We start from the raw sequence: 23,618 nt of genomic DNA on the forward strand, positions 1-23,618 counted from the left end.
AGCGGACAAAGGCGCACTTGAACCCAAAGATGAGAACGGTTATCTTATTTGGAAGAGTTCTAAACTGAGTGCCGCTCGCGGCCAGGAGCAAGCCCATGTTCATCCAGACCGAAGCCACGCCGAACCCGGCGACCCTGAAGTTTCTTCCCGGCAAGGTTGTCATGGAAAAAGGCACGGCCGAGTTTCGCAATGAAGCAGAAGCTGCAGCCTCTCCGCTGGCCCTGCGCCTTTTTAACGTTCCCGGCGTCACGGGCGTTTATTTCGGCTACGATTTCATCACCGTTACCAAGTCTGATTCCGAATGGCAGCACCTGAAGCCCGCCATTCTCGGCTCGATCATGGAGCATTTCATGTCCGGCCAGCCGGTCATGGGCGGCGGTTCGTCCCTTGCCGAGGCTTCCGACGAGGAAGGCGAATTTTTCGATGAAGGCGACGAGACGCTGGTTGCCACGATCAAGGAACTGCTCGAGACGCGTGTCCGCCCGGCAGTTGCGCAGGATGGCGGCGACATCACCTTCAAGGGTTTCAAGGACGGCACCGTCTACCTCAACATGAAGGGCGCATGCTCCGGCTGCCCGTCTTCCACTGCAACGCTCAAGCATGGTGTGCAGAACCTGCTCAAGCACTTCGTTCCCGAAGTGCAGGCGGTTGAGGCCCTCTGATACCCGCAAGACCTGTTCATGATCGTTCTCGCTATAGACACTGCAGGCATCGATTGTTCTGCGGCGGTATTTGACAGTTCCGCCAGCAGGCTTTTGTCTGCCGTCTCGGAAGAAATCGGCAAGGGGCATGCGGAACGCCTGATGGCGGTCATCGATCAGGCTCTGGACGAAGCTCAAGTCGATCTCCATGCGGTCGGCCGCATCGCCGTCGTCATCGGCCCAGGTTCCTTCACCGGCATTCGTGTCGGCGTCGCGGCTGCTCGCGGTCTGGCTCTCTCCCTCGGGATCGATTGTGTCGGCGTCTCGACGCTGGAAACGCTCGCGGCATCGTATCGGGCGACCAGCGGTTCCGACATGCCGGTTCTCGTCGCCATGGATGCCAAGCGCGAGGAAATCTATGCGCAGGCTTTCGCCGTCGATGGCGCTGCGCTGAACGAACCGGCAGCGCTTTCGGCAGAAGACGTCGACAATCTTGTCAAATCCCTCTCTACAGAGCCTACCGGCTCGTGGATTTCCAAGACGGGTGATCGCTTCGATATCGGAACTGTCGCGCGTATCGGTGCTGCAAAGGATGCCGCTGGAGCACGGCCGAAGCCGCTTTATTTGCGTGGACCTGATGCAAAACCGCAGACGGGTTTTGCTCTGGCGCGGGTGTAGCCCATGTTTGACGACTATCTGACCTGGAAGCCGTTTTTCGAAGTCGTGCCGATCGAGGATGTCGATTGCCACGAGATTTCCGAACTGCACGGCCTGCGTTTTCCGCGCCAGTGGAGCGAAGCTGAGTTTCAGGACCTTCTTTCGCAGAAAAATGTCTTCGGCTTCATTGCACGCCAGACGAATGCATTCTTTTCAAAGCCACTCGGTGGCTTCGTGCTCAGTCGCGAGGCTGGCGGCGAGGCGGAAATCCTGACGGTTGCGGTGGCCGAAAAGTTCGGTCGCCAGGGGCTCGGCTGGCGCCTGATGCAGGCAGCGGTGCGTGAGGCAATCTCCCGCGGCGCCGACAGCATGTTTCTTGAAGTCGAGGCCGAAAACAGGACTGCCGTCGGGCTTTACGGCAAACTCGGTTTTGCCAAGGTGGCCGAGAGACCGGCTTATTATCTGGGAGCGGATGGTCGACGGACCGCAGCGCTTGTCATGAGCCGTGATCTTCGCTAGTCCCTCAGCATACGTGAATATTTCGAAGGCCAGAACGTCATGACAGACCTTTCCAAGACCCTGGAAGAGTTGTGTGCCGAAAAGGGCATGCGCATGACCGATCAGCGCCGGGTCATCGCCCGGATTTTGCAGGATTCTGACGATCATCCGGATGTCGAGGAGCTTTATCGCCGCTCGTCCAAGGTTGATCCGCGCATCTCGATTTCGACGGTCTATCGGACAGTGAAACTGTTCGAGGACGAGGGGATTATCGAGAAACATGATTTTCTCGACGGCCGCTCCCGTTACGAGACCGTGCCGGAAGAACATCACGATCACATGATCGACCTCAATACCGGCAACGTCATCGAGTTTCAGTCGGCTGAGATCGAAGCGCTGCAGGAGCGCATCGCCCGTGAGCTCGGCTTTCGGCTGGTCGGCCACCGGCTTGAGCTTTACGGCATTCCCCTCGACAAGAACGATGATTGAGCGGAACCGGTAGGGACAAGACAAGTGATCACATCCATCCGGATCGGCCTTGTTGTCGTCTGTCTCGTGATCGTGACACTGGCGCTCCTGCCGTTTCAGCTTTTCGGCCTCGCCTTTGACTTGAAGATCCGCCGTTACGTTCCGCGTCTTTGGCATCGTTCCGCCTGTTGGCTTCTGGGTATCCGTATCCGGGTCCATGGCCACATCGAACGCCGCCGGCCGCTGATGCTCGCGGCAAATCATGCCTCGTGGAAGGACATCCTCGTTCTCGGCGCGGTTGCCGATGTCGTCTATATTGCCAAGTCGGAAGTAGCCAACTGGCCGGTCTTCGGCATTCTCGCAAAGCTGCAGAAGACGATCTTTGTCGTGCGCGAAGAAAAACGCCGCACCGGCGAGCAGGTCAACGAGATTGCCGCGCGCATGAATGCCGGCGAGATCGTCGTGCTTTTTCCCGAAGGCACCACCTCAGACGGCAACCGTCTGCTGGAGGTGAAATCCTCGCTTTTCGGAGCTGCTGCAGCAGCAGTGCCTCACACCCCCGATGGTGTCGTGCACGTCCAGCCGGTCGCGATCGCCTATACCCGCGTTCACGGCATGGCGATGGGGCGTTTCCATCGCCCGCTTGCCGCCTGGCCGGGCGATATAGAGCTGATGCCGCATCTGATCGGCGTGCTGAAGGAAGGCGCGCTCGATGTGGAGGTCGCTTTCGGCGATACGGTCGATTTTCGCACCGGTGACAATCGCAAGCACCTGAGCCAGAACATCACCGCCCAGCTCCGTCGCATGTTGATAAGGCATCTGCGGCAAAGGGAGTATGATGCGGATTGAGCGGACGGTTTATGTGCCGCTTCAATTCCGCCCTTTCTTGCGGTATGGAAGCGGCATGAACGAACATGTCTCCATTCCCGCGCCGGCCGATGAGGCTGCTCACTGTCCGGACAGCCGTCCCAACACCCGCAAGGTCTTCATCAAGACCTACGGCTGTCAGATGAATGTTTACGATTCCACCCGCATGGGCGATGCGCTGGCGGGCGAGGGATATGTGACGACGGAAGACATGGGGGAGGCGGATCTCGTTCTCCTCAATACCTGTCACATCCGCGAGAAGGCGGCGGAAAAGGTTTATTCCGCTCTCGGTCGCCTGCGTGACATGAAAAAGGAACGTGCCGCCGAAGGCCGCGAATTCATGATCGGCGTTGCCGGTTGCGTCGCCCAGGCGGAAGGCGAGGAGATCATCCGCCGCGCGCCGGCCGTCGATGTGGTCATCGGCCCGCAGACCTATCACCGCCTGCCGGATGCCTTGAGAAAGGCTCGCGGTGGCGAGCGTGTCGTCGATACGGAATATGCCGTCGAGGACAAGTTCGAGCACCTGCCGGCAACCGAAAAGAAGGTTATTCGCTCGCGCGGTGTTACCTCCTTCCTCACCGTGCAGGAAGGTTGCGACAAGTTCTGCACCTTCTGCGTCGTGCCTTACACGCGTGGCTCCGAGGTTTCCCGTCCCATCGGCCAGATCATCGACGAGGCAAAGCGGCTGGTGGATGCCGGCGTGCGCGAAATCACGCTGCTCGGCCAGAACGTCAACGCCTGGGCTTCAGAAGACGGCAAGGGGAATGCAATCGGTCTTGCCGATCTTCTCTATCGGCTGGCCGATGTTCCGGGCCTTGCCCGCCTGCGCTATACGACAAGCCATCCACGCGACATGGACGACCGCCTGATCGAGGCACACCGCGACCTGCGCATTCTCATGCCCTATCTGCATCTTCCGGTTCAGGCAGGCTCCGACCGTATCCTGAAGGCGATGAACCGCCGTCATACGGGTGCGGAATATTTGGCACTGATCGAGCGTATCCGCTCAGCCCGTCCCGATATCGCCATGTCGGGCGATTTCATCGTCGGGTTCCCCGGCGAGACGGATCAGGATTTCGAGGACACGCTGAGAATGGTCGAAGAGGTGAATTACGCCTCGGCTTTCTCGTTCAAATATTCGAGCCGTCCGGGCACGCCGGGTGCGGATCTTCCGGATCATGTGGCCGAAGAGGTCAAGACCGAGCGGCTGGAACGGCTTCAGGCGCTGCTCTTGAAACAGCAGGCCGACTTCGCCACATCCTGTGTCGGAAAGACCATCGATCTGCTTCTGGAAAAGCCGGGCCGCATGCCGGGCCAAGTGATCGGACGTTCGCCTTGGCTGCAGTCTGTGAATCTTGATGCAAAAACATCGCAAATCGGTGAGATTATCAGTGTACGAATCATCGGCACCGGTCCGAACAGCTTGTTTGCCGAGCCGGTTGAGAGTTTAATCGAGGTCTAATTCAAGTTGAGGAGCTTGCTTACTTGAACGCATCAGAATTGGTTTCTTCGACAGCGCGCCAGCCCCGATCCGCAGCGACCGACGCCAACCACTTCGTCCTGACGTTCGAGAATAACCGATTAGCAAGCGAACTTTTCGGTCAGTTCGACCAGAACCTCAAGCTTCTCGAACAGCGTCTCAATATCGATGCCCGCCCGCGTGGCAATTCGGTCTCCATTTCAGGAGATGTCGTTGCCACGAATCAGGCGCGCCGAGCCCTCGATTCCCTCTATGAACGTCTGCAGAAAGGCGGCTCCGTGGAAGCGTCCGATGTCGAAGGTGCGATCCGCATGGCGCAGGCCGCCGATGACCAGTTGAGCCTGCCGACGCTGGAACGCAAGGCAAAGCTCTCCATGGCGCAGATTTCCACCCGCAAGAAGACCATTCAGGCCCGCACGCCCACCCAGGACGCCTATATGCGGGCGCTGGAACGCGCCGAGCTCGTCTTCGGTGTCGGTCCGGCCGGTACCGGCAAGACCTATCTGGCCTGCGCCCACGCCGCCCAGCTTCTGGAGCGCGGTGCGGTCGACAAGATCATCCTGACGCGACCGGCCGTAGAGGCGGGTGAGCGCCTGGGCTTTTTGCCGGGTGACATGAAGGAAAAGGTCGATCCCTATCTGCGCCCGCTTTATGATGCGCTTTACGACATGATCCCGGCCGACAAGGTCGATCGTGCCATTACCGCAGGCGTCATCGAAATTGCACCGCTCGCCTTCATGCGCGGTCGTACGCTGCAAAACGCCGCGATCATTCTCGACGAAGCGCAGAACACGACATCGATGCAGATGAAGATGTTCTTGACCCGCCTTGGCGAAAACGGGCGCATGATCATTACCGGCGACCCGAGCCAGGTCGACTTGCCGCGTGGCGTCAAATCGGGTCTGGTCGAGGCTCTGCAGATCCTGAAGGGTGTAGAAGGCATCTCGGTCGTCCGCTTCAAGGATACCGACGTCGTCCGCCACCCGCTGGTCGGCCGCATCGTTAGGGCCTATGATGCGCAATATGCCGTCCATGAGGAAAGCGAGGAAGCTCTCGACCGGTAATACCGGTCGGGCTCACCATTCATGCCCGAACTAGACATACAGATCAGCGTGGAAGATGGCGGCTGGCCGGACGAGGCCGTTTTGGCGTCTCTGGCAAGCCGCGTGCTTGGCGCTGCCGTGGATTATCTTGTCCGCGAAGAAGACCAGCCCTTCCCAAAAATGGCACCAGAACTGTCTCTGGTCTTCACCAATGACGATTCCATCCAGGAAATTAACGCCGAGTGGCGGGATCAGGACAAGCCGACCAACGTCTTGTCTTTCCCTGCTTTTCCACTCGAACCGGGCGGCATGCCCGGCCCGATGCTGGGCGATATCGTGGTTGCAAGGGAAACTGTCGAGCGCGAGGCGGTTGATCTCGACAAGACTTTCGACGATCATCTGACCCATCTGCTCGTCCATGGTTTCCTCCATTTGTTCGGTTACGACCACATGGAAAAGGACGAAGCGGAAAAGATGGAAGCAGTGGAGACTCGCATTTTGGCCGGTCTCGGCCTATCTGACCCCTATGCGGGGCAGGACCCGTTGATATAAGTTTGGAACAATGAACGATTATTCGAGCAATGTCGCCCGAGAGGGCAAGGACAGTTCGGACTCTGCCTCGTCGGACGAGGGCAGTAGTTCGGCGAGGTCCGAACATCATCCCAAATCCCACAATTCCTTCTGGTCGAGGGCCGTGCGCCTGCTTCGGCCATCGCAGGGCGAACAGCTCCGCGAGGATCTCGCCGACGCGTTGATGACGGATACGAATGTCAGCAACGCCTTTTCGCCTGACGAGCGGGCGATGCTGCACAACATCCTCCGTTTCCGCGAAGTCCGCGTCGAGGACATCATGGTGCCGCGCGCCGATATCGAGGCGGTGGATATGAACATGACCATCGGCGAGCTGATGATCCATTTCGAGGAAACCGGCCGCTCTCGCATGCCGGTCTATAGCGACAATCTCGACGATGCCCGCGGCTTCGTCCACATTCGCGATCTCCTCTCATATTTGGCCAAGCAGGCGCGCAATAAGCGCCGCGTCAGCTCGAAGGCCTCGACGGTGCAGATCTCCGCAGCAGTCAATGGCACCGAAAAGCCGACCCGCGCGGCACCCAAGGCTGCCTTCGATCTCGGCCGCGTCAACCTCGAACAGACTGTTGCCGAGGCAGGCCTCGTCCGCAAACTGCTTTTCGTACCACCCTCTATGCTGGCTTCCGACCTGTTGCGCTCGATGCAGGCTGCCCGCACACAGATGGCTCTGGTCATCGACGAATATGGCGGCACCGACGGCCTCGTCAGTCATGAGGATATCGTCGAAATGGTCATAGGTGATGTCGAGGACGAGCATGACGATCAGGAAGTCATGCTCTCCAAGGCGGGTGAGGATGTCTTCATCGCCGATGCCCGTATCGAGCTTGAAGAGATTTCTAAGGCCATCGGTCCCGATTTCGATGTCCGCGACCGTATCGAGGATGTCGATACGCTTGGCGGCCTGATCTTCTCGGCGCTTGGCCGTATTCCGGTTCGTGGCGAGGTCGTCCAGGCCGTTCCCGGCTTCGAATTCCAGATCCTCGATGCCGATCCGCGTCGCATCAAGCGCGTCAAGATCCTGCGCAAGCGCGCTCTTGCCCGTCGCCGACAGGTGAAAGGCGAGAGCGAGGCGCTGATTACCGCGCCGCCGCAAGCGGCCGCGCTGCTGCCGGCTCCGGCCGAAAACGGCGCCGCGCGTCCCGAAGCCTGATTCACAGTCCGACCCGCGACAGGGCGCAGTTTTTTTGAAACACTGCGCCCTGATTCGCGAAAAGGGGACTTGTATGGAGTGGCTGGCGGGCAAGGTCATGCTTCTTTCGGGGTGGTCCCGGATTGCACTCGCAGTATTTGCGGGTGCCATTGGTGCTCTGGCACTTCCTCCCTTCGGTATCTTCGCCACGCTTTTCATATCGTTCACGCTTCTCGTCTGGCTCATCGACGGATCGACGGGCAATCCTGGCGGCGGGGCAGCCAGCCGCTTGCGCGCGGCCTTCGTGCTCGGCTGGCTATTCGGATTCGGCTATTTCGTTGCTAACCTCTGGTGGCTCGGCAACGCCCTGCTGGTCGATGCCGAGGAATTCGCCTGGGCGCTGCCTCTCGCCGTCTTCGGACTGCCCGCCTATCTCGCAATCTTCTATGGCCTGGCGACGGCGCTTGCCCGCGCTGTCTGGTCCGATGGCATCGGGCGTCTGGCAGCACTCGCCGCAGCCTTCGGGGTGGCGGAATGGTTGCGCAGCTTTGTGCTGACCGGTTTCCCCTGGAATGCCATCGCTTATGGCGCCATGCCGGTTCCGCTGATGATGCAGTCGGACGCGGTTCTTGGGATTTTCGGCGTCACGGTGCTTGCGGTCTTCGTTTTCTCGGCTCCTGCGTTGTTCGGCACGGGGAAGGGTAAGATTATCGGTCTTGCCGTTGCTGTCCTTCTGGCGGCGGCGCATGTAGGCTTTGGTGCGTGGCGACTAAATGTCGCAGACGAAAAACTCGCCTCGGGAGACGGCAAAAAAACAACCATACGTATTGTTCAGCCGATGATTGATCAGGCCCAGAGACTGGACGATACGAACCGCACGGAGATCTTCGAGGAGCATTTGCGCCTCACGGCAGCGCCGCTCAAGGACGGTGAAGCCCGCCCGGATATCGTGGTCTGGCCTGAGACTTCGGTGCCGTTCATCCTGACCGAAAATCCGGACGCGCTGGCTCGGATCGCCGAGGTTCTTGAAGACGGACAGGTGCTCGTCACCGGCGCCGTACGCTCCGAAAACGCCGGCGCCGGCGTCGCGCCGCGATATTATAATTCCATCTATGTTATTGATAGTGATGGGCAAATAACATCAGCGGCAGATAAGGTGCATCTTGTTCCCTATGGCGAATATGTGCCCTACGAAAGCATCCTTGCGTCGCTTGGGATTACCGAGGCGATCGCCATGCCGGGCGGCTTTACGGCCGCGTCCTCACGCAGCCTTCTCACCTTGCCAAGCGGTGCGCTTCTCTATCCGTTGATCTGCTACGAGGCGATCTTCCCAGGCGAGATCGGTCCGGATGTCGAGCGGACTTCGGCCATTTTGAACGTGACGAATGATGGCTGGTTTGGTGCAACGCCCGGTCCTTACCAGCATTTCCAGCAGGCCCGTCTGAGGGCCGTCGAGAACGGTATGTTCCTGATTCGCGGAGCAAATACCGGCATTTCGGCGGTCGTGGATCCATTTGGCCGTGTAGTGCAGGGGCTTGGATACAATCAAAAGGGTGTGATTAACGCATCTATAGGTGGTAAATATATCCTATATTGGAGTAATAGCAGTCGGCGGTGGTACTTCTGGTTGGTTGTGGCATTTATGTCTTTGATTGCAGTGTCCTCGCGTCTAAGTTTTAATTCCCGCGCGAATTGACCAAAAACCCCCAAAATTGCATAGTGAGAATGCCTACCGTCTCGTCATATGCTTCGCGCATTGGTTCTGTCGTCCCAATCGTGAGGTGTATTCTCCATACGCGGACCGGGTTGAAAACCTAACTGCAACTTCACCAGGACCCCCATTATGATTGAAAACAAGAAAAAGCCGAACCCGATCGACATTCACGTCGGGAGCCGGATCCGCCTGCGCAGAACGATGCTGGGCATGAGTCAGGAAAAGCTGGGCGAAAGCCTTGGCATTACTTTTCAGCAGATCCAGAAATACGAAAAAGGGACGAACCGCGTCGGTGCGAGCCGTCTGCAGAACATCTCGAGCATTCTTAATGTTCCGGTGTCCTTCTTCTTCGAAGACGCGCCGGGCGAGCAGTCCGGCGGTGCAACCGGCATGGCCGAAGCATCCAGCTCCAACTACGTCGTTGACTTTCTGTCGTCCTCGGAAGGTCTCCAGCTCAACCGTGCGTTCGTGAAGATTGCCGATCCCAAGGTTCGCCGCAGGCTCGTCGATCTCGTCAAGGCTCTCGCAGCCGAGGCGGAGGAGTAGTCTCTCTTCAAGAGACGGGGAGGAGAAAGCGGCTTTTACAGCCGCTTTTTTTTGTCCTCATTTCAGCTCAGAGGCAATTTTAGGCATAAAGATATATTTATGTCGTTGTGTTCTTGTTTTTATCAGTTGAACTCACTAAACATTTCACTGTCCATTCTTTGAGGGGTTCCCCGCATGCACGCCAATTATCTGTTCACCAGCGAGTCCGTGGCAGAAGGCCACCCGGACAAGGTTTGTGACCGCATTTCCGATGAAATCGTGGACCTTGTGTACCGCGAAGCTGCAAAGACGGGTGTTGATCCGTGGAAGGTTCGCATTGCCTGCGAAACGCTCGCCACCACGAACCGCGTAATAATCGCCGGTGAAGTGCGCCTGCCGCCAAGCCTGATGAAGAAGGACAAGAACGGCAACGACGTCATCAACCCGTCGAAGTTCAAGTCGGCAGCCCGCAAGGCCATCCGCGACATCGGTTACGAGCAGGACGGCTTCCACTGGAAGACGGCGAAGATCGACGTGCTGCTGCACTCCCAGTCTGCCGATATCGCGCAGGGCGTCGATAGCGCAGCCGACAAGCAGGGCGACGAAGGTGCCGGCGACCAAGGCATCATGTTCGGTTACGCCTGTAAGGAAACGCCGGATCTCATGCCGGCTCCGATCTATTATTCGCACAAGATTCTGCAGCTGCTCGCGACTGCCCGCAAGAAGGGCGAAGGTGATGCCGGCAAGCTCGGCCCCGATGCCAAGAGCCAGGTGACTGTGCGTTACGAAAACGGCAAGCCGACCGAAGTCGACTCGATCGTTCTCTCCACCCAGCACATCGATGCCAGCTGGGATTCGAAAAAGGTTCGCCAGGTCGTTGAGCCCTATATCCGCGAAGCGCTCGGCGATCTGCCGATTGCCGCCGATTGCAAGTGGTACATCAACCCGACCGGCAAGTTCGTCATCGGCGGCCCGGATGGTGACGCGGGCCTCACCGGCCGCAAGATCATCGTCGACACCTATGGCGGTGCAGCCCCCCACGGCGGCGGCGCATTCTCCGGCAAGGACACGACCAAGGTCGACCGTTCGGCAGCTTATGCCGCCCGTTACCTCGCCAAGAACGTTGTCGCAGCAGGCTTTGCCGATCGCTGCACGATCCAGATCTCCTACGCGATCGGTATTGCCCAGCCGTTGTCGATCTATGTCGACCTGCACCAGACCGGCAAGAACGTCACCGAAGACCAGATCGAAAACGCGATCCGCAAGGTGATGGACCTGTCGCCGACCGGCATCCGCCGCCATCTCGACCTCAACAAGCCGATCTACGCCAAGACCTCGGCTTACGGTCACTTCGGCCGCAAGTCCGGCCGTGACGGCTCCTTCTCCTGGGAGAAGACCGATCTGGTGAAGCCGCTCAAGGATGCTCTGAAGGAAGATCTTCTGGTCGCGGCTGAGTAAGCCTTTTCCGATCGGGGCTTTACCGAGCTGGTAATCACACGTTAAAGCGGGTGCCTTCTGCGGGCATCCGCTTCTTTGTTTTTGGACGACGAGATCATGACTGACGAGCAGCAGCACCCGACGCGGGCAACGGAAGCGTTTTACGGCCGCCGGAAGGGCAAGCCTCTCCGCGAGCGTCAGGCAGAAGGCATGGCGACGTTGTTGCCGGCCCTCAAACTCGACCTCGCATCACCGGCGCCGGACGACCTGCGCACGCTCTATCCGGCTCCGGTCGAGCGTATGCGGCTTGAAATCGGCTTCGGCGGCGGCGAACATCTGGTTCATCGCGCCCGGGAAAACGAAACGACCGGCTTCATCGGTGTCGAGCCCTTCGTCAACTCGATGGCGAAGCTGCTGTCGCAGGTCGAGATCCATGATCTGAAGAACATTCGCGTCTACGACGATGATGCGACGCAGGTGCTGGACTGGTTGCCGGCAGGCTCGATCGACCAGATAGACCTTCTCTATGCCGATCCTTGGCCCAAGCGGAAGCATTGGAAGCGTCGCTTCGTCTCACAGGTCAACCTGGATCGTTTCCATCGCGTGCTGAAACCCGGCGGCACGTTCTGCTTTGCCTCGGATATCGATACCTATATCAATCATACGCTGATGCATTGCCGTGACCACGGCGGTTTTGCTTGGCAGGCGGAGCAGTCTTCCGACTGGCTGACGCCTTATGCCGGCTGGCCGGGAACGCGCTACGAGAACAAGGCCCGCAGGGAAGGGCGCTCCTCAGCCTATCTGACCTTTATCAGGGCCTGAGAACGGCCCTTAAGAGAAATGCGGTCAGTGCAGGCTGACCGTCTTCAGATCGTCTTCTGCTGCCTTGAAGAAGGTGCTGGACCGGTTGTCGGTCAGAAGGATCGGCGTGCCGTCGGCGCCGAACAATGCCCACAGGTCCAAGCTTGGATCCATATCGGGAGCTTCGGGAAAGCAGCGGGAGACTTCTTCAGACCGCATCCTGCGAATATACCCAACTTCACCAGCACCGAGATGGGCGAGTTCGGATTGCGACAAATGCGTGTTCGCTTCTTTCAAAAGCATTCCAGCCTCCGCTTGAGGGCGTCGGCCTTGATGCCGACACGTTCTAGTCTGAGACGGAAATGTTAATTTTTCTCACTACGCGTTGCGGTTCCGGGCGCACCAGATCGACCGAGAGAAGGCCGTTCTTCAAGAGGGCGGAGGAGACTTCCATCCCGTCTGCAAGCATGAAAACCCTTTGAAACTGGCGTGCAGCAATGCCTCTGTGGAGGTAATCGCGCTCCGGCTGCTCGATCTGGCGACCGCGGATCACCAGCTGATTTTCTTCGGTCGTAACGTCGAGTTCGTCTTCCGAAAAGCCGGCGACGGCAAGCGTGATGCGCAGTTTCTCATGGCCATCGGCAATGCCCGACCTGATTCGCTCGATATTGTATGGCGGGTAGCCTTCATTCGCCTTGGCGAGGCGTTCGAGTGTTTTTTCCATCGCATCGAAGCCCAGCAGTAGCGGGCTCGCGAAGGGTGTCATCCGGGTCATCGTTCAGTCCTTGCATCAAGCGACCATGCCGACGCCCAGAAGGCACGCCGGTACCGTGATTTATATGGGTTGCCGACATCGGAAGCGCAAGTTGCGGCGGATGATCTGCTGCGTGAAAGCTGCTCCTGCCGTGCTTGACAAAGCTTGCGCAGGCCTCCACCAATCCCCCTCGAATTCAGGGGATGGACAATGTCGCCACGTAAGATCATTATCGATACCGACCCAGGCCAGGACGATGCCGCAGCGCTGATGCTGGCTTTCGCAAGCCCTGAGGAACTGGAAATCCTCGGCCTCTGTGCCGTTGCCGGAAATGTCCCCCTCTCGTTTACCAGCCGTAACCTGCGCATCGTCTGCGAACTCTGCGGCAAGCCGGATGCCAAGGTGTACGAGGGGGCATTGAAGCCGCTCAACCGGCCGCAGGTGACCGCCGAGCATGTGCACGGCAAGACCGGGCTTGACGGTGCTGATTTGCCTGAACCGACCATGCAGGCGCAGGCTCAGAATGCCATCGATTTCATCATCGAGACGCTGCGCTGCGAGCCTTCCGGAACGGTAACGATCTGCACGCTCGGCCCGCTGACCAACCTCGCGCTGGCACTGCAGAAGGCGCCGGATATCGCCAGCCGTATCCAGGAACTGGTGATGATGGGCGGTGGCTGCTTCGAAGGCGGCAACATCACGCCGGCGGCCGAGTTCAACATCTATGTTGATCCGGAAGCGGCCAAGATCGTTTTCGACGCCGGCATCCCGACCGTCATCATGCCGCTGGACGTGACGCATCAGCTTCTGACGACACGGGACCGCGTTGCAAAGATCGCGGCGCTCGGCACGCGTCCCGCCCAGGTTCTGGTTGAATGGCTGGCCTTCTTCGAACGCTTTGATATCGAGAAATACGGTTCCGATGGCGGGCCGCTGCATGATCCGAGCGTGATTGCCTATCTGCTGAAGCCGGAACTCTTCTCTGGTCGTCTTTGCAATGTGGAGATCGAGGTCGAGTCAGAACTGACGGTCGGTATGACCGTGGTCGACTGGTGGCATGTGACCGACCGCAGGCGCAACGCGACCTTCATGCGCAATGTCGATGCCGACGGTTTCTTCGCGCTGCTGACGGAACGCGTCGCGCGCCTCTGAAGTTCAGGGTGCCGCCCTTCACGGGCGGCACCCCATCGTGTTTCTCAGAACTCTTCCCAGCTTTCCGCAACGGCTGCCGAGCCATGGGAAACGCCTGCCACCTTACGCGGTGCATAGACGGGCGCCTCAGCTCGGCGCGGAGCCGCAGACTGCATTCTCTGCGCCATCTGACGAAGCGGCTGCGCTGAACCGACGCTTGGAGCCGAGGTGCGGAAGCGTTGGACGAGATCCCTGAGCGTTTCCGCCTCGCCATTCAGCACGGCGCTGGCAGCGGTCGTCTCTTCTACCATGGCGGCGTTCTGCTGCGTCACCTGATCCATCTGGTTGACGGCCGAGTTGATCTCCTTCAGCCCCACCGCTTGCTCGCCGGCGGAAGAGGAAATCTGGCGTATCAGTCCGTTGATCTGCATGACCTGGATTGCGATCTTCTGCAGCGCATCGCCGGCCTTGCCGACAAGGTCCACACCCTCGTTGACCTGCGTCGTAGAGGCATTGATAAGGGTCTTGATTTCCTTTGCCGCGGTCGCAGAACGCTGCGCCAGTTCCCGCACTTCCTGCGCGACGACGGCAAATCCCTTGCCGGCTTCGCCAGCGCGGGCTGCCTCGACGCCGGCATTCAGCGCCAGAAGATTGGTCTGGAAGGCGATCTCGTCGATCACGCTGATGATGCGCGAAATCTCCTGCGAGGAATGCGCTATGGCCTGCATGGAAGCGACGGCCTTCTGCACCACTTCGCCGGACTTTTCGGCGTCTTCACAGGCAAGATTGACCGTTGAGGCTGCCGTGCCGGCGTTTTCGGCACTGGAGTTGACCTGCTCGGTCAACTCGTTCAGCGCTGCGGCGGTCTGCTCAAGGCTTGCCGCCTGCTGCTCGGTGCGGTGAGACAGGTCACCAGTGCTGGCCGTGATTTCACGCGTGCCGTTACCGATATTCTGCACTGACGAGGCGACCGAGATGACGGTGCTTTCGATGCTCTCGACAGCGCTGTTGAAGTCGTGCTTCAGCTTTTCGTAATCACCCGGAAATTCACCCGTCAGGCGATGCTGCAGGTTGCCGTTGGAAAGTTCCGCAAGGCCTGAAGCGAGAAGCTCCACCACATGCGCCTGCTGACGGGCAGCGGCTTCACGCTCGGCCGCCGAGCGATGGCGCAGGTCTTCGGCGGCACTGCGCTGGGTTTCGGCTTCCGAAGCGAGCCGCTTGCCATCGGCCAGCGTGTGGCGGAAACCTTCCAGCGATCTTGCCAGCGCGCCGACTTCATCATTCCGGTCCTGGCCCTGTACGGCTTCGTTGTACCTGCCTTCGCCAAGCTGGCCGACGCTGGCAAGCAGGGCGTTCAGCGGGCGGCGTAGCAGCGAGCCGCTGGCAACCGAGAGGGTGATGATGACGGCGCCGAGCAGGAGGATACCGCTGACGATCATCATGAAGGTCTGGTCGGTGACCGGAGCCATGATCACGCTCATCGGCACGTCGACGACGACAGCCCAGCTGGTGTTGAGGTCCGGAACGGTAAACGGATAGACGACCCGCTCGTAAAGTTCGCCGCCAGGACCGGCCAGATTGTCGATCGTTGCCGGCTTGCCGGATTTCAGCGTCGAAAGCAACACGTCCGTGCCCTGGCCCTCGACCAGTTTCATCAGATTGTCGGCGATATCGGGAACGATCCACTTGCCGCCTTGCGAAACGAGAAGAACGCGGCCTGAACCGAAGGGGCGCATCGCCTGCAGGGTCCTCGAAAGCGTTGCCATCGAAACATCGACGCCGGCAATGCCGATGAGCTTGTCACCGGACATGACGGGGTAGGCGATCGAGCTCATGGCGGTCTTGTCGCCGGTCGAGCTTTCGATATAGGGCTGGGTCAGCGCGCCTTTTTTTGACGCTGCCGGCAGGGCATACCATTCCGCCTGGGTGTCGACCTCGAAGACGCTATAGGCGATGTTGCCGGCCTTGTTTTTGGTCCAGTAGGGAGCAAGTTCGCCCTTCTTGTTGCCGCCGAACTCGCCATTGCCGATGAACTCGGCGTTCCGGCCGTCGAACGCGCCGGGAACTTCGGCAAACCAGCTGCCATAGGCAAAGGTGTTCTGTTCGAGATTGGCCTTCAGCGCATCGATGACATTCTTGCGATCGAGATAGCCCGCCTCGTGGCCGCGGCCGACAACGCCGGCCATCGCGCGCGCCGCACCCGCAAGCTGGCCGATTTCGGCCGCAACTTCGTTGCCGATGGAACGCGCTTCGGCATTGGCCTGCTCCAGCGTAAGCGTGGTCACCCTGTCGCTTGTCTGGGAGATCATGAAGAAGTTCGAGACGACGAGCAGTAGCGCGATGGCAATGCTGGTGACGACGATCAATTTTTTCGAAAGGGAATTCAGGCGCAGGAAGGACATGACTTGCCTCGTGGATCCGTGGGGCGGAGATCGCTGACATGGCAAGTGAAAGGCCCCGTCATGGGGCGTTCTGCTCGGCTAACGCCTTAAGAAGAAGATGCCGCAGCGACGCTACCTGGCATCTGTTAAATTTGACTGAAATTGCAAGAAGGCGTCGGCCCGGTTTTCCAGGCCGATGAGAGGTTTTTACAGCTTCTGATCCACGGCTTCGGCAAGCGGGATCGAAGGCTGGGCGCCACGCGAAAGGCAGGCGAGCGACCCGGCGACCGCTGCCCGACGAAGGGCCTGCGCGAAGGTCAGGCCCTGGTCGAGGCTGGCAGCAAGGTAGCCGCAGAACGTATCGCCGGCTCCCACCGTGTCGACGGGCTCGATGACAAGTCCCTTGGCCGTCAGGATCTCGCCATCGCGAATGGCAATGACACCATCGCCACCGAGCGTCACGACGAATGTCTGACCGCTTTCCGAATGCAGCTTATTCAGGGCCGCTATGCGGGCTTCGGCACTGGCCGCAGGTTCGCCCGATACCAGATCGAATTCTGTTTCGTTGGCAACGACGATATCGGCCAGGGAGGACAGCCGGACCGCCTCTTTCGTGAATGGTGCGGTATTAAGGATAGTGGTAACGCCTTTTTCCCGCGCGGCCTTGAATACGGCCTCGACGGCAGCTGGCGGAATTTCGAGCTGCAGCATCAGAATGTCGCCCGCGGCCATTGCATCGACCGTCTTGACGGCCTCATCGGCGGTGATCGTGCCGTTGGCACCGGGAATGACGACAATCATGTTCTCGCCATCGCCGCCGACAAGGACGAGTGCCGTTCCCGTTGGTTCACGAGCCTTCAGAACCGAAGAAAGGTCCGTACCGGCAGCCTTCAGAAGTTCCAGTGCCGGGTCTGCGAATGTATCGCTCCCGACTGCACCCGACATTTTTACGCGGCTGCCAGCCCGCCGTGCCGCGAGCGCCTGATTGGCGCCTTTGCCACCAGCGGCCGTCGAGAATGTCTGACCTGGAACCGTCTCGCCCGGCTTGGGCAATTCTGCCGTTGTGGCGATAAGATCCATATTAATGGAGCCGAAGACGGTGATCATGAAATGCCCTGCCATGCGTGTTGATATGCGCGGACACTGCCCGACGGCACTAGTCCTCGTCAACTACCCGAAGTCGCAGAAGACCTGTACGGCTCTCGACCGATTTCGGCGGCGGTGCATCTGCCGATTGCTCGGCTTTCGCGGGCGCTTCCAGTTCCAGCGAGGTTATCCGGTTGCCGCGGCGGGTCAGCTTCTCGGTGGAGGTGAGGATCTGCTCGACATCCTTTTCCGCGGCAAGGAAATGCGACTGCAGCTTGCGCGTCCTGTCATCTAGCCGCGTCAAATCCTCCATCAGCAGGCCGACTTCGCCCTGAATCAGATGCGCCTGCTCGCGCATCCGCTGGTCTCTCAGCACCGCCTGGATGACCTGGATCGACAGAAGCAGCAGGGAGGGCGAGACGATCACCACGCGGGAGCGCTGAGCCTTCTGCACCACCGCATCGAAATGCTCGTGGATCTCGGCAAAGATCGATTCCGACGGCACGAAAAGAAGCACGGTATCCTGTGTTTCGCCGGCAATCAGGTATTTTTCCGAGACGTCCCTGATATGGACGTCCATATCTCGCCCGAACTGCTGGGCGGCAGCACGCCGCGCGTCGGGCGAGGCGGCCTCGCGAAACGCAGTCCACGCTTCGAGCGGGAATTTGGCGTCGATCACCAGCGGCGGTGCGCCGTTCGGCATACGGATCACGCAATCCGGTCGCGTTCCGTTGGAAAGCGGCGACTGGAAGGAATAAGCCCCGTGCGGCAGGCCGTCGGCCACGATCGTCTCCATCCGGCCCTGGCCGAATGCCCCGCGCGTCTGCTTGTTGGAAAGGATCGCCTGCAGGCCGACGACATCCTTGGCGAGCGACTGAATATTGTTCTGCGCGGCATCGATGACCGCCAGCCGCTCCTGCAGCTTGCGCAGGTTCTCATGCGTCGATTTGGTCTGTTCGGTGATCGTCGAACCCAGCCGGTGGGTCATCCCGTCGAGCCGCTGGTTGACCGCATGATTGAGTTCGGCCTGACGGCTGGTGATCGTCTCGGCCATGGCGGCGACACGCCCGTGCATCTCGCCTTGCATCCGCACCAGTTCGGCCAGCCGCGCCTCCGCATCAACTGTCCGCTGCGTCATCTCTTCGCGCTGGCGACCGCCGCGAAGGACGGCGAAAAGCGCGATGATGACCGCCAGAACGGCGGGAACTGCTCCTATGAGCAGGATTGGTAGTGCAGAATCAGGCGGCAGGATATGGGCAAGGATCTCTCTCATGGCGCCACTCTAGCAGATTGCATTAGCAATGAAAGATCAAAACGTGAACATATGCCAAGAAGCATGCTGCATACCTGTTCCATCGGCGCAAAAGATGCGCTATGGGGGCGGCATGACAATCAAGCCGCTCATCATCCTTCCCGATCCGCTTCTTAGGCAGGTTTCGGCGCCCATCGAAACCGTTAACGCCGAGCTTCTCAAGCTCGCCGATGACATGCTCGAAACCATGTATGACGCGCCGGGCATCGGTCTTGCCGCGATCCAGATCGGCGTGCCGAAGCAAATGCTCGTCATCGACGTGTCGCGCGAGGACGAAGAGAAGAACCCGCAGGTCTTCATCAACCCGCAGATCGTCAAATCTTCGGATGAGCTCTCGGTTTACGAAGAAGGCTGCCTTTCGATCCCGGATTATTATGCCGAGGTCGAGCGACCGGCTACGATCGGCGTGAAATATGTCGGGCGCGACGGCAAGGAACATATGCTCGAAGCGGACGGCTTGCTTGCCACCTGCTTGCAGCATGAGATCGACCATCTGAACGGCGTGCTTTTCATCGACCACATCTCGCGGCTGAAGCGTGACATGGTAATCAAGAGGTTCACCAAGCTTGCCAAGGGCAAGGCTGTTTAGGTCTCGGTCTACCTGACTGAAAACGGAAGGCGCGTCCGCGAGGCGCGAGAAGTCCCATGTCACTTCGCATCATCTTCATGGGCACGCCGGATTTTTCCGTGCCGACATTGCAGAACCTCAAGCAGGCCGGCCACGAGATCGTTGCGGTTTACACCCAACCGCCGCGCCCGGCCGGTCGCCGCGGGCTCGACCTTACCAAGTCGCCGGTGCATCAGGCGGCCGAGCTGCTCGGCATTCCGGTTTTGACACCGCTGAATTTCAAGGCGGAAGAAGATCGCCAGACATTTCGCGATTTCAACGCGGATGTCGCGGTCGTCGTGGCCTATGGCCTGCTTCTGCCGGTCGCGATCCTCGAAGGCACGAAACTCGGCTGCTACAACGGCCATGCCTCGCTCCTGCCCCGCTGGCGGGGTGCTGCCCCCATCCAGCGCGCCATCATGGCCGGTGACGATAAGACCGGCATGATCGTGATGAAGATGGAAAAGGGGCTGGATACCGGCCCGATGGCGCTGACCAGGGAAGTCGAGATCACGCAGGCAACGACGGCCGGCGAACTGCATGACAAGCTGATGCTCGTCGGCGCCCGCGCCATGGTCGAGGCGATGGCAAAGCTCGAAGCCGACGACCTGCCGTTGACGCCGCAGCCGGAAGAGGGCGTGCTCTACGCCGCCAAGATCGACAAGGCCGAAACCCGCATCGATTTTTCGAGGCCGGCGCGTGAGGTGCATAACCATATTCGCGGACTTTCGCCTTTTCCGGGCGCATGGTTCGAAGCCGAGATCAACGGCAAGCCGGAGCGTATCAAGGTTCTCACCTCCACCATCGGAGAAGGAAGTGGTGCCGCCAGACAGCTTCTCGATGATGCGCTGACAGTTGCCTGCGGCGAAGGTGCGGTTCGGCTCACCCGCCTGCAGAAGGCGGGCGGCAAGCCGTTGGATGCGGATGATTTTCTGCGCGGCACGCATTTGCCCAAGGGCACTACGCTTCCGGTTGGGGCTGCCTGATGCCGCGGTTCCGCATGACCGTCGAATATGACGGCACATCCTATGTCGGCTGGCAGATGCAGGAAAACGGCCATTCCGTACAGGCTGCCCTGCAGAACGGCATCCTGTCGCTGACCGGCGAAACCGTCTCTGTTCGCGGTGCAGGACGCACGGATTCGGGGGTTCATGCGAGGGGGCAGGTTGTCCATGCCGACCTTTCTCGCGAGTGGAAACCATTCAAGCTGCGCAATGCGCTCAACGCCCATCTGATGATGGCGAGCGAGCGTGTCTCGATCATCGACGTGCAGCAGGTCTCTGATGACTTCGATGCGCGATTTTCGGCGGTGAAGCGGCATTATCTCTACCGCATCATTACCCGTCCTTCGCCGCTCGCAATCGAGGCTGGCCAGGCTTGGTGGGTCCCGAAGGAACTCGACCACGAGGCGATGCACGCCGCCGCCCAGATGCTCGTCGGCCATCATGACTTCACCACCTTCCGGTCTGCCCATTGCCAGGCGAAAAGCCCGGTGAGGACGCTGGACCGGCTAGATGTGACGCGCTCAGGCGATCTGATCGAGATCCGCGCGAGTGCCCAGAGCTTTCTGCACAATCAGATCCGCTCCTTCGCCGGGACGCTCAAGCTCGCTGGCGAGGCGAAGATGTCACCCGACGATGTGCGAAGAGCGCTTGAAGCGCGCGATCGCAAGGAATGCGGTCCGGTCGCGCCACCGGAGGGCCTCTATTTCATGAAGGTCGATTATCCCGGCGATACTTGAAGCAATTCCAGCAAAAGTGGGAACCGGTTTTGCGTCCGGAATTGCGTTGGCATAAATCAGTAGGGCGAGACGCCGAGATAGGATTGCAAGAGGTCGGCGGCGATGAGGCCCGGCACCAGAAGCACGAGCATCGTCGTTGCGACCACAAGCGGCTCCGGTCCGCAGATCTGCCGCACGAAGCGGGAAATGGCGAAGATCGTTGCGATCAGCAAGGCCAGTTGCACAAGCGCAATGGCGCTTGCGGCAAAGGGGATGAGAAACAGCAGCAACGTCATCACCGCATAGGCGTAGGAAACCGGCACTGACAGCCAGTTGGTAGCCACCACGATGGCAGCGAACTTGCGCTCGGTCTTTAACAGCAGGCAAAGAATACCTAGCAGCGTAAGCGGCAGAACCCAGTTGATCGCTTCGATCAGGAACAGCCTGAGATAAAAGGCGAGGCCCGCCTTCGTGCCTTCCGGGTTGGCGGAAAGGAAGGCGAACCGCATCCCGGTCCAATAGACGAACATGGCCGGCAGGCACCAGACGAAGGCCCAGAACGACCGCATCATGCCGCGATCGGTCATGTCGAGCCGTTTCAGGCCCTGCGCGTCACCTTTGAAGAGCAGCCAGAGGCCACTGATGTAGAATTTGACTTCAGGAAATGGAGGCATCGCCGAACCAGCGGGAGAGGAAGGTTCCGTAGATCTGGGTCAGCGTCTCGAGATCGGCAAGGGCGACACGCTCGTCCACCATATGCATGGTCTGTCCGACAAGGCCGAATTCGACGACCGGGCAATAGTCCTTGATGAACCGCGCATCAGACGTCCCACCGGTGGTCGACAGCGCCGGCTGCTTGCCGGTCACGGCTTCGACGGCGCCAGAAAGCGAGCCGATCAGCGCGTTGTTGCGGGTCAGGAATACATGGCTCGGCCGCTCGGCCCAGGTGATCTCGTATCTGGTCGGCTGGCGATCCGGACGCAGCGTCTGGTCGGAGGCAGCCTCGTCGAGCCGGCGCAGGATCTCGGCCTTCACCGTATCGGCCGTCCAGGTGTCGTTGAAGCGGATGTTGAAGGCGAAGCCTGCCTTGGCCGGCACGACATTGGTGGCAGGATTGCCGACATCGACGGTCGTCACTTCCAGATTGGACGCCGGGAACTCCGGGGTACCGGCGTCGAAGGGCGGGTCCATCAGCGCCGAAGCAAGTGGCAGAAGACCGCGAACTGCATTGTCTGCCAGATGCGGATAGGCCGCATGGCCCTGCACGCCGAACACCGTGACCTTGCCGGACACGGAACCGCGGCGGCCGATCTTGATCATGTCGCCGAGCATGTCGGGATTGGTCGGTTCGCCGACCAGGCAGGCATCCCAGCGCTCACCCTTGTCAGTGGCCCATTTCAAAAGCTTTTCCGTACCGTTGACGGAAGGACCTTCCTCGTCGCCGGTAATCAGGAAGGAGATCGATCCTTTTGGTGCGCCATGCTTCTCGATATGACGGGCGACAGCTGCGATGAAGCAGGCGATGCCGCCCTTCATGTCGACCGCTCCGCGGCCGAACATCTCGCCATCGGCGATCTCGGCCCCAAAGGGAGGATGGCTCCAGGAGGCTTCGTCGCCGACCGGCACGACATCCGTATGGCCGGCGAACATCAGGTGCGGCCCGTCTGTTCCGAGCCGGGCATAGAGGTTTTCGACGTCGGGAAGACCCGGCTCAGTCGCGATCATCCGCTCAACGGTAAAGCCGAGAGGCGCAAGCATCGCTTCGAGTGCCGAAAGCGCGCCGCCTTCCGCCGGGGTGACGGAAGGGCAACGGATCAGCGTTTGCAGGTTTGCAATCGGATCGGAAACAGACATCGGATGGGTCTCTATTAGTCGCGCAGCAGCTCGTTGATACCCGTCTTGGAACGGGTCTTCTCATCGACGGTCTTGACGATGACGGCACAGTAGAGATGCGGAGCCGCGAGGCCGTTGGGCATCGTTGCATTGCCCGACGGCATCGAGCCGGCGACGACGACGGAATAGGGCGGGACTTCGCCATAGGTCACTTCGCCGGTGGCGCGATTGACGATTTTGGTCGACTTGCCGATGTAGACGCCCATTCCGAGAACCGAGCCCTCGCGGATGATGCAGCCTTCGACGACTTCCGAACGGGCGCCGATGAAGCAATTGTCTTCGATGATCGTCGGACCGGCCTGCATCGGCTCGAGCACGCCGCCGATACCGACGCCGCCCGAAAGATGCACATGCTTGCCGATCTGCGCGCAGGAGCCGACGGTTGCCCAGGTATCGACCATCGTGCCTTCATCGACGAAAGCGCCGAGATTGACGAAGGACGGCATCAGCACGACGTTCGTGGCGATATAGGCCGAACGGCGTACCACTGCATTCGGCACGGCGCGGAAACCGGCGGAACGGAACTGGTTTTCACCCCAGCCTTCGAACTTGGACGGAACCTTGTCCCACCAGGTGGAGTTGCCCGGACCGCCCTTGACGACTTCCATGTCGTTCAGTCGGAAGGAGAGGAGAACGGCCTTCTTGAGCCACTGGTTGACAGCCCAGGTGCCGTCTTCGCCGCGAACCGCGACGCGGGCCTGGCCACCGTCGAGCAGGTTGAGCGAGGTTTCGACGGCATCGCGTATTTCGCCTTTGGTCGAGATGGTGACGCTGTCGCGGTTGTCGAAAGCGGTCTCGATTGTCTTTTCGAGGGCGGCGAGGTCGAAGCTGCTCATGGAAGATCCTTAAACGTCACGCGGTATCGTGATGGCTGGGAAGGTGG

25 protein-coding genes are annotated in these 23,618 nt (G+C 59.8%); 17 read left to right on the forward strand and 8 right to left on the reverse strand.

The genetic code is table 11. The features are described 5' to 3' along the window. Positions 1 to 95: 95 nt before the first annotated feature. From MRBLMR1_RS14835 to trmB, 13 genes are all read left to right on the forward strand, one after another. Positions 96 to 662 (forward strand): NifU family protein, encoded by a 567-nt coding sequence (locus MRBLMR1_RS14835; RefSeq protein ID WP_148145980.1) that lies wholly within the window; start codon positions 96 to 98, stop codon positions 660 to 662. Positions 663 to 680: 18 nt separating this feature from the next. After that, positions 681 to 1,319 carry a tRNA (adenosine(37)-N6)-threonylcarbamoyltransferase complex dimerization subunit type 1 TsaB gene (gene tsaB / locus MRBLMR1_RS14840; RefSeq protein WP_148145979.1) on the forward strand — a complete coding sequence of 213 codons (639 nt, stop codon included), beginning with the start codon at positions 681 to 683 and terminating at the stop codon, positions 1,317 to 1,319. Positions 1,320 to 1,322: 3 nt separating this feature from the next. Then, complete coding sequence (locus tag MRBLMR1_RS14845; RefSeq protein WP_148145978.1) at positions 1,323 to 1,817, forward strand: GNAT family N-acetyltransferase; 495 nt, start codon at positions 1,323 to 1,325, stop codon at positions 1,815 to 1,817. 39 nt (positions 1,818 to 1,856) lie between these two features. Next, positions 1,857 to 2,285, forward strand: coding sequence for a Fur family transcriptional regulator (locus MRBLMR1_RS14850; RefSeq protein ID WP_148145977.1), 429 nt, complete (start codon positions 1,857 to 1,859; stop codon positions 2,283 to 2,285). A 24-nt stretch (positions 2,286 to 2,309) separates the two neighbouring features. Beyond that, entirely contained in the window at positions 2,310 to 3,113 is an 804-nt protein-coding gene (olsA, locus tag MRBLMR1_RS14855; RefSeq protein ID WP_148145976.1) for a lyso-ornithine lipid O-acyltransferase, read from the forward strand. 55 nt (positions 3,114 to 3,168) lie between these two features. Then, positions 3,169 to 4,593, forward strand: coding sequence for a tRNA (N6-isopentenyl adenosine(37)-C2)-methylthiotransferase MiaB (gene miaB / locus MRBLMR1_RS14860; RefSeq protein ID WP_148145975.1), 1,425 nt, complete (start codon positions 3,169 to 3,171; stop codon positions 4,591 to 4,593). Between the two features lie 23 nt (positions 4,594 to 4,616). After that, a complete protein-coding gene (locus MRBLMR1_RS14865) occupies positions 4,617 to 5,675 on the forward strand; it encodes a PhoH family protein (protein WP_148145974.1) in 1,059 nt (352 codons plus the stop codon). A 21-nt stretch (positions 5,676 to 5,696) separates the two neighbouring features. Continuing rightward, a complete protein-coding gene (ybeY, locus tag MRBLMR1_RS14870; RefSeq protein ID WP_148145973.1) occupies positions 5,697 to 6,206 on the forward strand; it encodes an rRNA maturation RNase YbeY in 510 nt (169 codons plus the stop codon). A 10-nt stretch (positions 6,207 to 6,216) separates the two neighbouring features. After that, entirely contained in the window at positions 6,217 to 7,395 is a 1,179-nt protein-coding gene (locus MRBLMR1_RS14875) for a hemolysin family protein (protein ID WP_148145972.1), read from the forward strand. Positions 7,396 to 7,468: 73 nt separating this feature from the next. Beyond that, the gene (gene lnt / locus MRBLMR1_RS14880; protein ID WP_500065164.1) at positions 7,469 to 9,070 is read left to right on the forward strand and encodes an apolipoprotein N-acyltransferase; all 1,602 of its coding nucleotides are present in this window, start codon (positions 7,469 to 7,471) and stop codon (positions 9,068 to 9,070) included. Positions 9,071 to 9,217: 147 nt separating this feature from the next. After that, positions 9,218 to 9,634, forward strand: a complete 417-nt coding sequence (locus tag MRBLMR1_RS14885) for a helix-turn-helix domain-containing protein (RefSeq protein ID WP_148145970.1) — start codon at positions 9,218 to 9,220, stop codon at positions 9,632 to 9,634. Positions 9,635 to 9,808: 174 nt separating this feature from the next. Then, positions 9,809 to 11,071, forward strand: a complete 1,263-nt coding sequence (gene metK / locus MRBLMR1_RS14890) for a methionine adenosyltransferase (RefSeq protein ID WP_148145969.1) — start codon at positions 9,809 to 9,811, stop codon at positions 11,069 to 11,071. Between the two features lie 96 nt (positions 11,072 to 11,167). Continuing rightward, complete coding sequence (trmB, locus tag MRBLMR1_RS14895; RefSeq protein WP_148145968.1) at positions 11,168 to 11,872, forward strand: tRNA (guanine(46)-N(7))-methyltransferase TrmB; 705 nt, start codon at positions 11,168 to 11,170, stop codon at positions 11,870 to 11,872. A 24-nt stretch (positions 11,873 to 11,896) separates the two neighbouring features. Here trmB and MRBLMR1_RS14900 read toward each other — a convergent pair whose 3' ends face one another. Together MRBLMR1_RS14900 and MRBLMR1_RS14905 are read right to left on the reverse strand one after the other, a co-directional pair. After that, positions 11,897 to 12,154 (reverse strand): BQ00720 family protein, encoded by a 258-nt coding sequence (locus MRBLMR1_RS14900; RefSeq protein ID WP_148145967.1) that lies wholly within the window; start codon positions 12,152 to 12,154, stop codon positions 11,897 to 11,899. Positions 12,155 to 12,197: 43 nt separating this feature from the next. Beyond that, positions 12,198 to 12,626 carry an Hsp20 family protein gene (locus tag MRBLMR1_RS14905; protein WP_148145966.1) on the reverse strand — a complete coding sequence of 143 codons (429 nt, stop codon included), beginning with the start codon at positions 12,624 to 12,626 and terminating at the stop codon, positions 12,198 to 12,200. 189 nt (positions 12,627 to 12,815) lie between these two features. Here MRBLMR1_RS14905 and MRBLMR1_RS14910 point away from each other — a divergent pair, with 189 nt between their 5' ends. Continuing rightward, on the forward strand, positions 12,816 to 13,757 hold the full coding sequence (locus MRBLMR1_RS14910) for a nucleoside hydrolase (protein WP_183684933.1): 942 nt from the start codon (positions 12,816 to 12,818) through the stop codon (positions 13,755 to 13,757). A 44-nt stretch (positions 13,758 to 13,801) separates the two neighbouring features. On the opposite strand, the gene MRBLMR1_RS14915 is transcribed toward MRBLMR1_RS14910, so the two are convergent. The 3 genes from MRBLMR1_RS14915 to MRBLMR1_RS14925 form a co-directional block, all read right to left on the reverse strand. Continuing rightward, positions 13,802 to 16,138: a methyl-accepting chemotaxis protein gene (locus MRBLMR1_RS14915; protein ID WP_148145964.1), complete on the reverse strand. Its 2,337-nt coding sequence runs from the start codon at positions 16,136 to 16,138 to the stop codon at positions 13,802 to 13,804. A gap of 186 nt (positions 16,139 to 16,324) precedes the next feature. Then, positions 16,325 to 17,224, reverse strand: a complete 900-nt coding sequence (locus tag MRBLMR1_RS14920; protein WP_148145963.1) for a ribokinase — start codon at positions 17,222 to 17,224, stop codon at positions 16,325 to 16,327. A 49-nt stretch (positions 17,225 to 17,273) separates the two neighbouring features. Then, complete coding sequence (locus tag MRBLMR1_RS14925) at positions 17,274 to 18,476, reverse strand: DNA recombination protein RmuC (protein WP_500065167.1); 1,203 nt, start codon at positions 18,474 to 18,476, stop codon at positions 17,274 to 17,276. Positions 18,477 to 18,588: 112 nt separating this feature from the next. Between MRBLMR1_RS14925 and def the strand changes: the two genes are divergently transcribed. Genes def through truA form a run of 3 tightly spaced genes read left to right on the forward strand, consistent with a single transcriptional unit; the run spans position 18,589 to position 20,863 of the window. Then, positions 18,589 to 19,104, forward strand: coding sequence for a peptide deformylase (gene def / locus MRBLMR1_RS14930; protein WP_148145961.1), 516 nt, complete (start codon positions 18,589 to 18,591; stop codon positions 19,102 to 19,104). Positions 19,105 to 19,160: 56 nt separating this feature from the next. After that, on the forward strand, positions 19,161 to 20,108 hold the full coding sequence (gene fmt, locus MRBLMR1_RS14935; protein WP_148145960.1) for a methionyl-tRNA formyltransferase: 948 nt from the start codon (positions 19,161 to 19,163) through the stop codon (positions 20,106 to 20,108). Further along, positions 20,108 to 20,863: a tRNA pseudouridine(38-40) synthase TruA gene (gene truA / locus MRBLMR1_RS14940; protein ID WP_148145959.1), complete on the forward strand. Its 756-nt coding sequence runs from the start codon at positions 20,108 to 20,110 to the stop codon at positions 20,861 to 20,863. Before fmt ends, truA begins: the two co-directional genes overlap by 1 nt. A 56-nt stretch (positions 20,864 to 20,919) precedes the next feature. Here truA and MRBLMR1_RS14945 read toward each other — a convergent pair whose 3' ends face one another. The 3 genes from MRBLMR1_RS14945 to dapD are packed head-to-tail and all read right to left on the reverse strand — an operon-like array spanning position 20,920 to position 23,571. Further along, positions 20,920 to 21,516, reverse strand: a complete 597-nt coding sequence (locus MRBLMR1_RS14945; RefSeq protein WP_148145958.1) for a hypothetical protein — start codon at positions 21,514 to 21,516, stop codon at positions 20,920 to 20,922. Then, on the reverse strand, positions 21,500 to 22,696 hold the full coding sequence (dapE, locus tag MRBLMR1_RS14950) for a succinyl-diaminopimelate desuccinylase (protein WP_148145957.1): 1,197 nt from the start codon (positions 22,694 to 22,696) through the stop codon (positions 21,500 to 21,502). The genes MRBLMR1_RS14945 and dapE overlap by 17 nt, the downstream gene beginning before the upstream one ends. A gap of 14 nt (positions 22,697 to 22,710) precedes the next feature. Then, the gene (gene dapD / locus MRBLMR1_RS14955) at positions 22,711 to 23,571 is read right to left on the reverse strand and encodes a 2,3,4,5-tetrahydropyridine-2,6-dicarboxylate N-succinyltransferase (RefSeq protein ID WP_500065168.1); all 861 of its coding nucleotides are present in this window, start codon (positions 23,569 to 23,571) and stop codon (positions 22,711 to 22,713) included. Between the last annotated feature and the right edge of the window lie 47 nt (positions 23,572 to 23,618).

It is taken from the genome of Neorhizobium sp. LMR1-1-1.1 (assembly GCF_040675795.1).
Taxonomy (GTDB): Bacteria; Pseudomonadota; Alphaproteobacteria; order Rhizobiales; family Rhizobiaceae; genus Neorhizobium; species Neorhizobium cellulosilyticum.

Excerpts from the sequence above, each read along its gene's own strand:
- dapD (WP_500065168.1), bottom strand. The coding sequence starts at position 23,571 with ATGAGCAGCTTCGACCTCGCCGCCCTCGAAAAGACAATCGAGACCGCT.
- metK (WP_148145969.1), top strand. The coding sequence starts at position 9,809 with ATGCACGCCAATTATCTGTTCACCAGCGAGTCCGTGGCAGAAGGCCAC.
- MRBLMR1_RS14875 (WP_148145972.1), top strand. The coding sequence starts at position 6,217 with ATGAACGATTATTCGAGCAATGTCGCCCGAGAGGGCAAGGACAGTTCG.
- truA (WP_148145959.1), top strand. The coding sequence starts at position 20,108 with ATGCCGCGGTTCCGCATGACCGTCGAATATGACGGCACATCCTATGTC.
- MRBLMR1_RS14835 (WP_148145980.1), top strand. The coding sequence starts at position 96 with ATGTTCATCCAGACCGAAGCCACGCCGAACCCGGCGACCCTGAAGTTT.
- MRBLMR1_RS14885 (WP_148145970.1), top strand. The coding sequence starts at position 9,218 with ATGATTGAAAACAAGAAAAAGCCGAACCCGATCGACATTCACGTCGGG.
- MRBLMR1_RS14920 (WP_148145963.1), bottom strand. The coding sequence starts at position 17,224 with ATGATCACCGTCTTCGGCTCCATTAATATGGATCTTATCGCCACAACG.
- def (WP_148145961.1), top strand. The coding sequence starts at position 18,589 with ATGACAATCAAGCCGCTCATCATCCTTCCCGATCCGCTTCTTAGGCAG.
- ybeY (WP_148145973.1), top strand. The coding sequence starts at position 5,697 with ATGCCCGAACTAGACATACAGATCAGCGTGGAAGATGGCGGCTGGCCG.
- dapE (WP_148145957.1), bottom strand. The coding sequence starts at position 22,696 with ATGTCTGTTTCCGATCCGATTGCAAACCTGCAAACGCTGATCCGTTGC.
- MRBLMR1_RS14915 (WP_148145964.1), bottom strand. The coding sequence starts at position 16,138 with ATGTCCTTCCTGCGCCTGAATTCCCTTTCGAAAAAATTGATCGTCGTC.
- MRBLMR1_RS14945 (WP_148145958.1), bottom strand. The coding sequence starts at position 21,516 with ATGCCTCCATTTCCTGAAGTCAAATTCTACATCAGTGGCCTCTGGCTG.
- miaB (WP_148145975.1), top strand. The coding sequence starts at position 3,169 with ATGAACGAACATGTCTCCATTCCCGCGCCGGCCGATGAGGCTGCTCAC.
- lnt (WP_500065164.1), top strand. The coding sequence starts at position 7,469 with ATGGAGTGGCTGGCGGGCAAGGTCATGCTTCTTTCGGGGTGGTCCCGG.
- MRBLMR1_RS14925 (WP_500065167.1), bottom strand. The coding sequence starts at position 18,476 with ATGAGAGAGATCCTTGCCCATATCCTGCCGCCTGATTCTGCACTACCA.
- MRBLMR1_RS14905 (WP_148145966.1), bottom strand. The coding sequence starts at position 12,626 with ATGACCCGGATGACACCCTTCGCGAGCCCGCTACTGCTGGGCTTCGAT.
- fmt (WP_148145960.1), top strand. The coding sequence starts at position 19,161 with ATGTCACTTCGCATCATCTTCATGGGCACGCCGGATTTTTCCGTGCCG.
- MRBLMR1_RS14850 (WP_148145977.1), top strand. The coding sequence starts at position 1,857 with ATGACAGACCTTTCCAAGACCCTGGAAGAGTTGTGTGCCGAAAAGGGC.
- trmB (WP_148145968.1), top strand. The coding sequence starts at position 11,168 with ATGACTGACGAGCAGCAGCACCCGACGCGGGCAACGGAAGCGTTTTAC.
- tsaB (WP_148145979.1), top strand. The coding sequence starts at position 681 with ATGATCGTTCTCGCTATAGACACTGCAGGCATCGATTGTTCTGCGGCG.
- MRBLMR1_RS14900 (WP_148145967.1), bottom strand. The coding sequence starts at position 12,154 with ATGCTTTTGAAAGAAGCGAACACGCATTTGTCGCAATCCGAACTCGCC.
- MRBLMR1_RS14910 (WP_183684933.1), top strand. The coding sequence starts at position 12,816 with ATGTCGCCACGTAAGATCATTATCGATACCGACCCAGGCCAGGACGAT.
- MRBLMR1_RS14845 (WP_148145978.1), top strand. The coding sequence starts at position 1,323 with ATGTTTGACGACTATCTGACCTGGAAGCCGTTTTTCGAAGTCGTGCCG.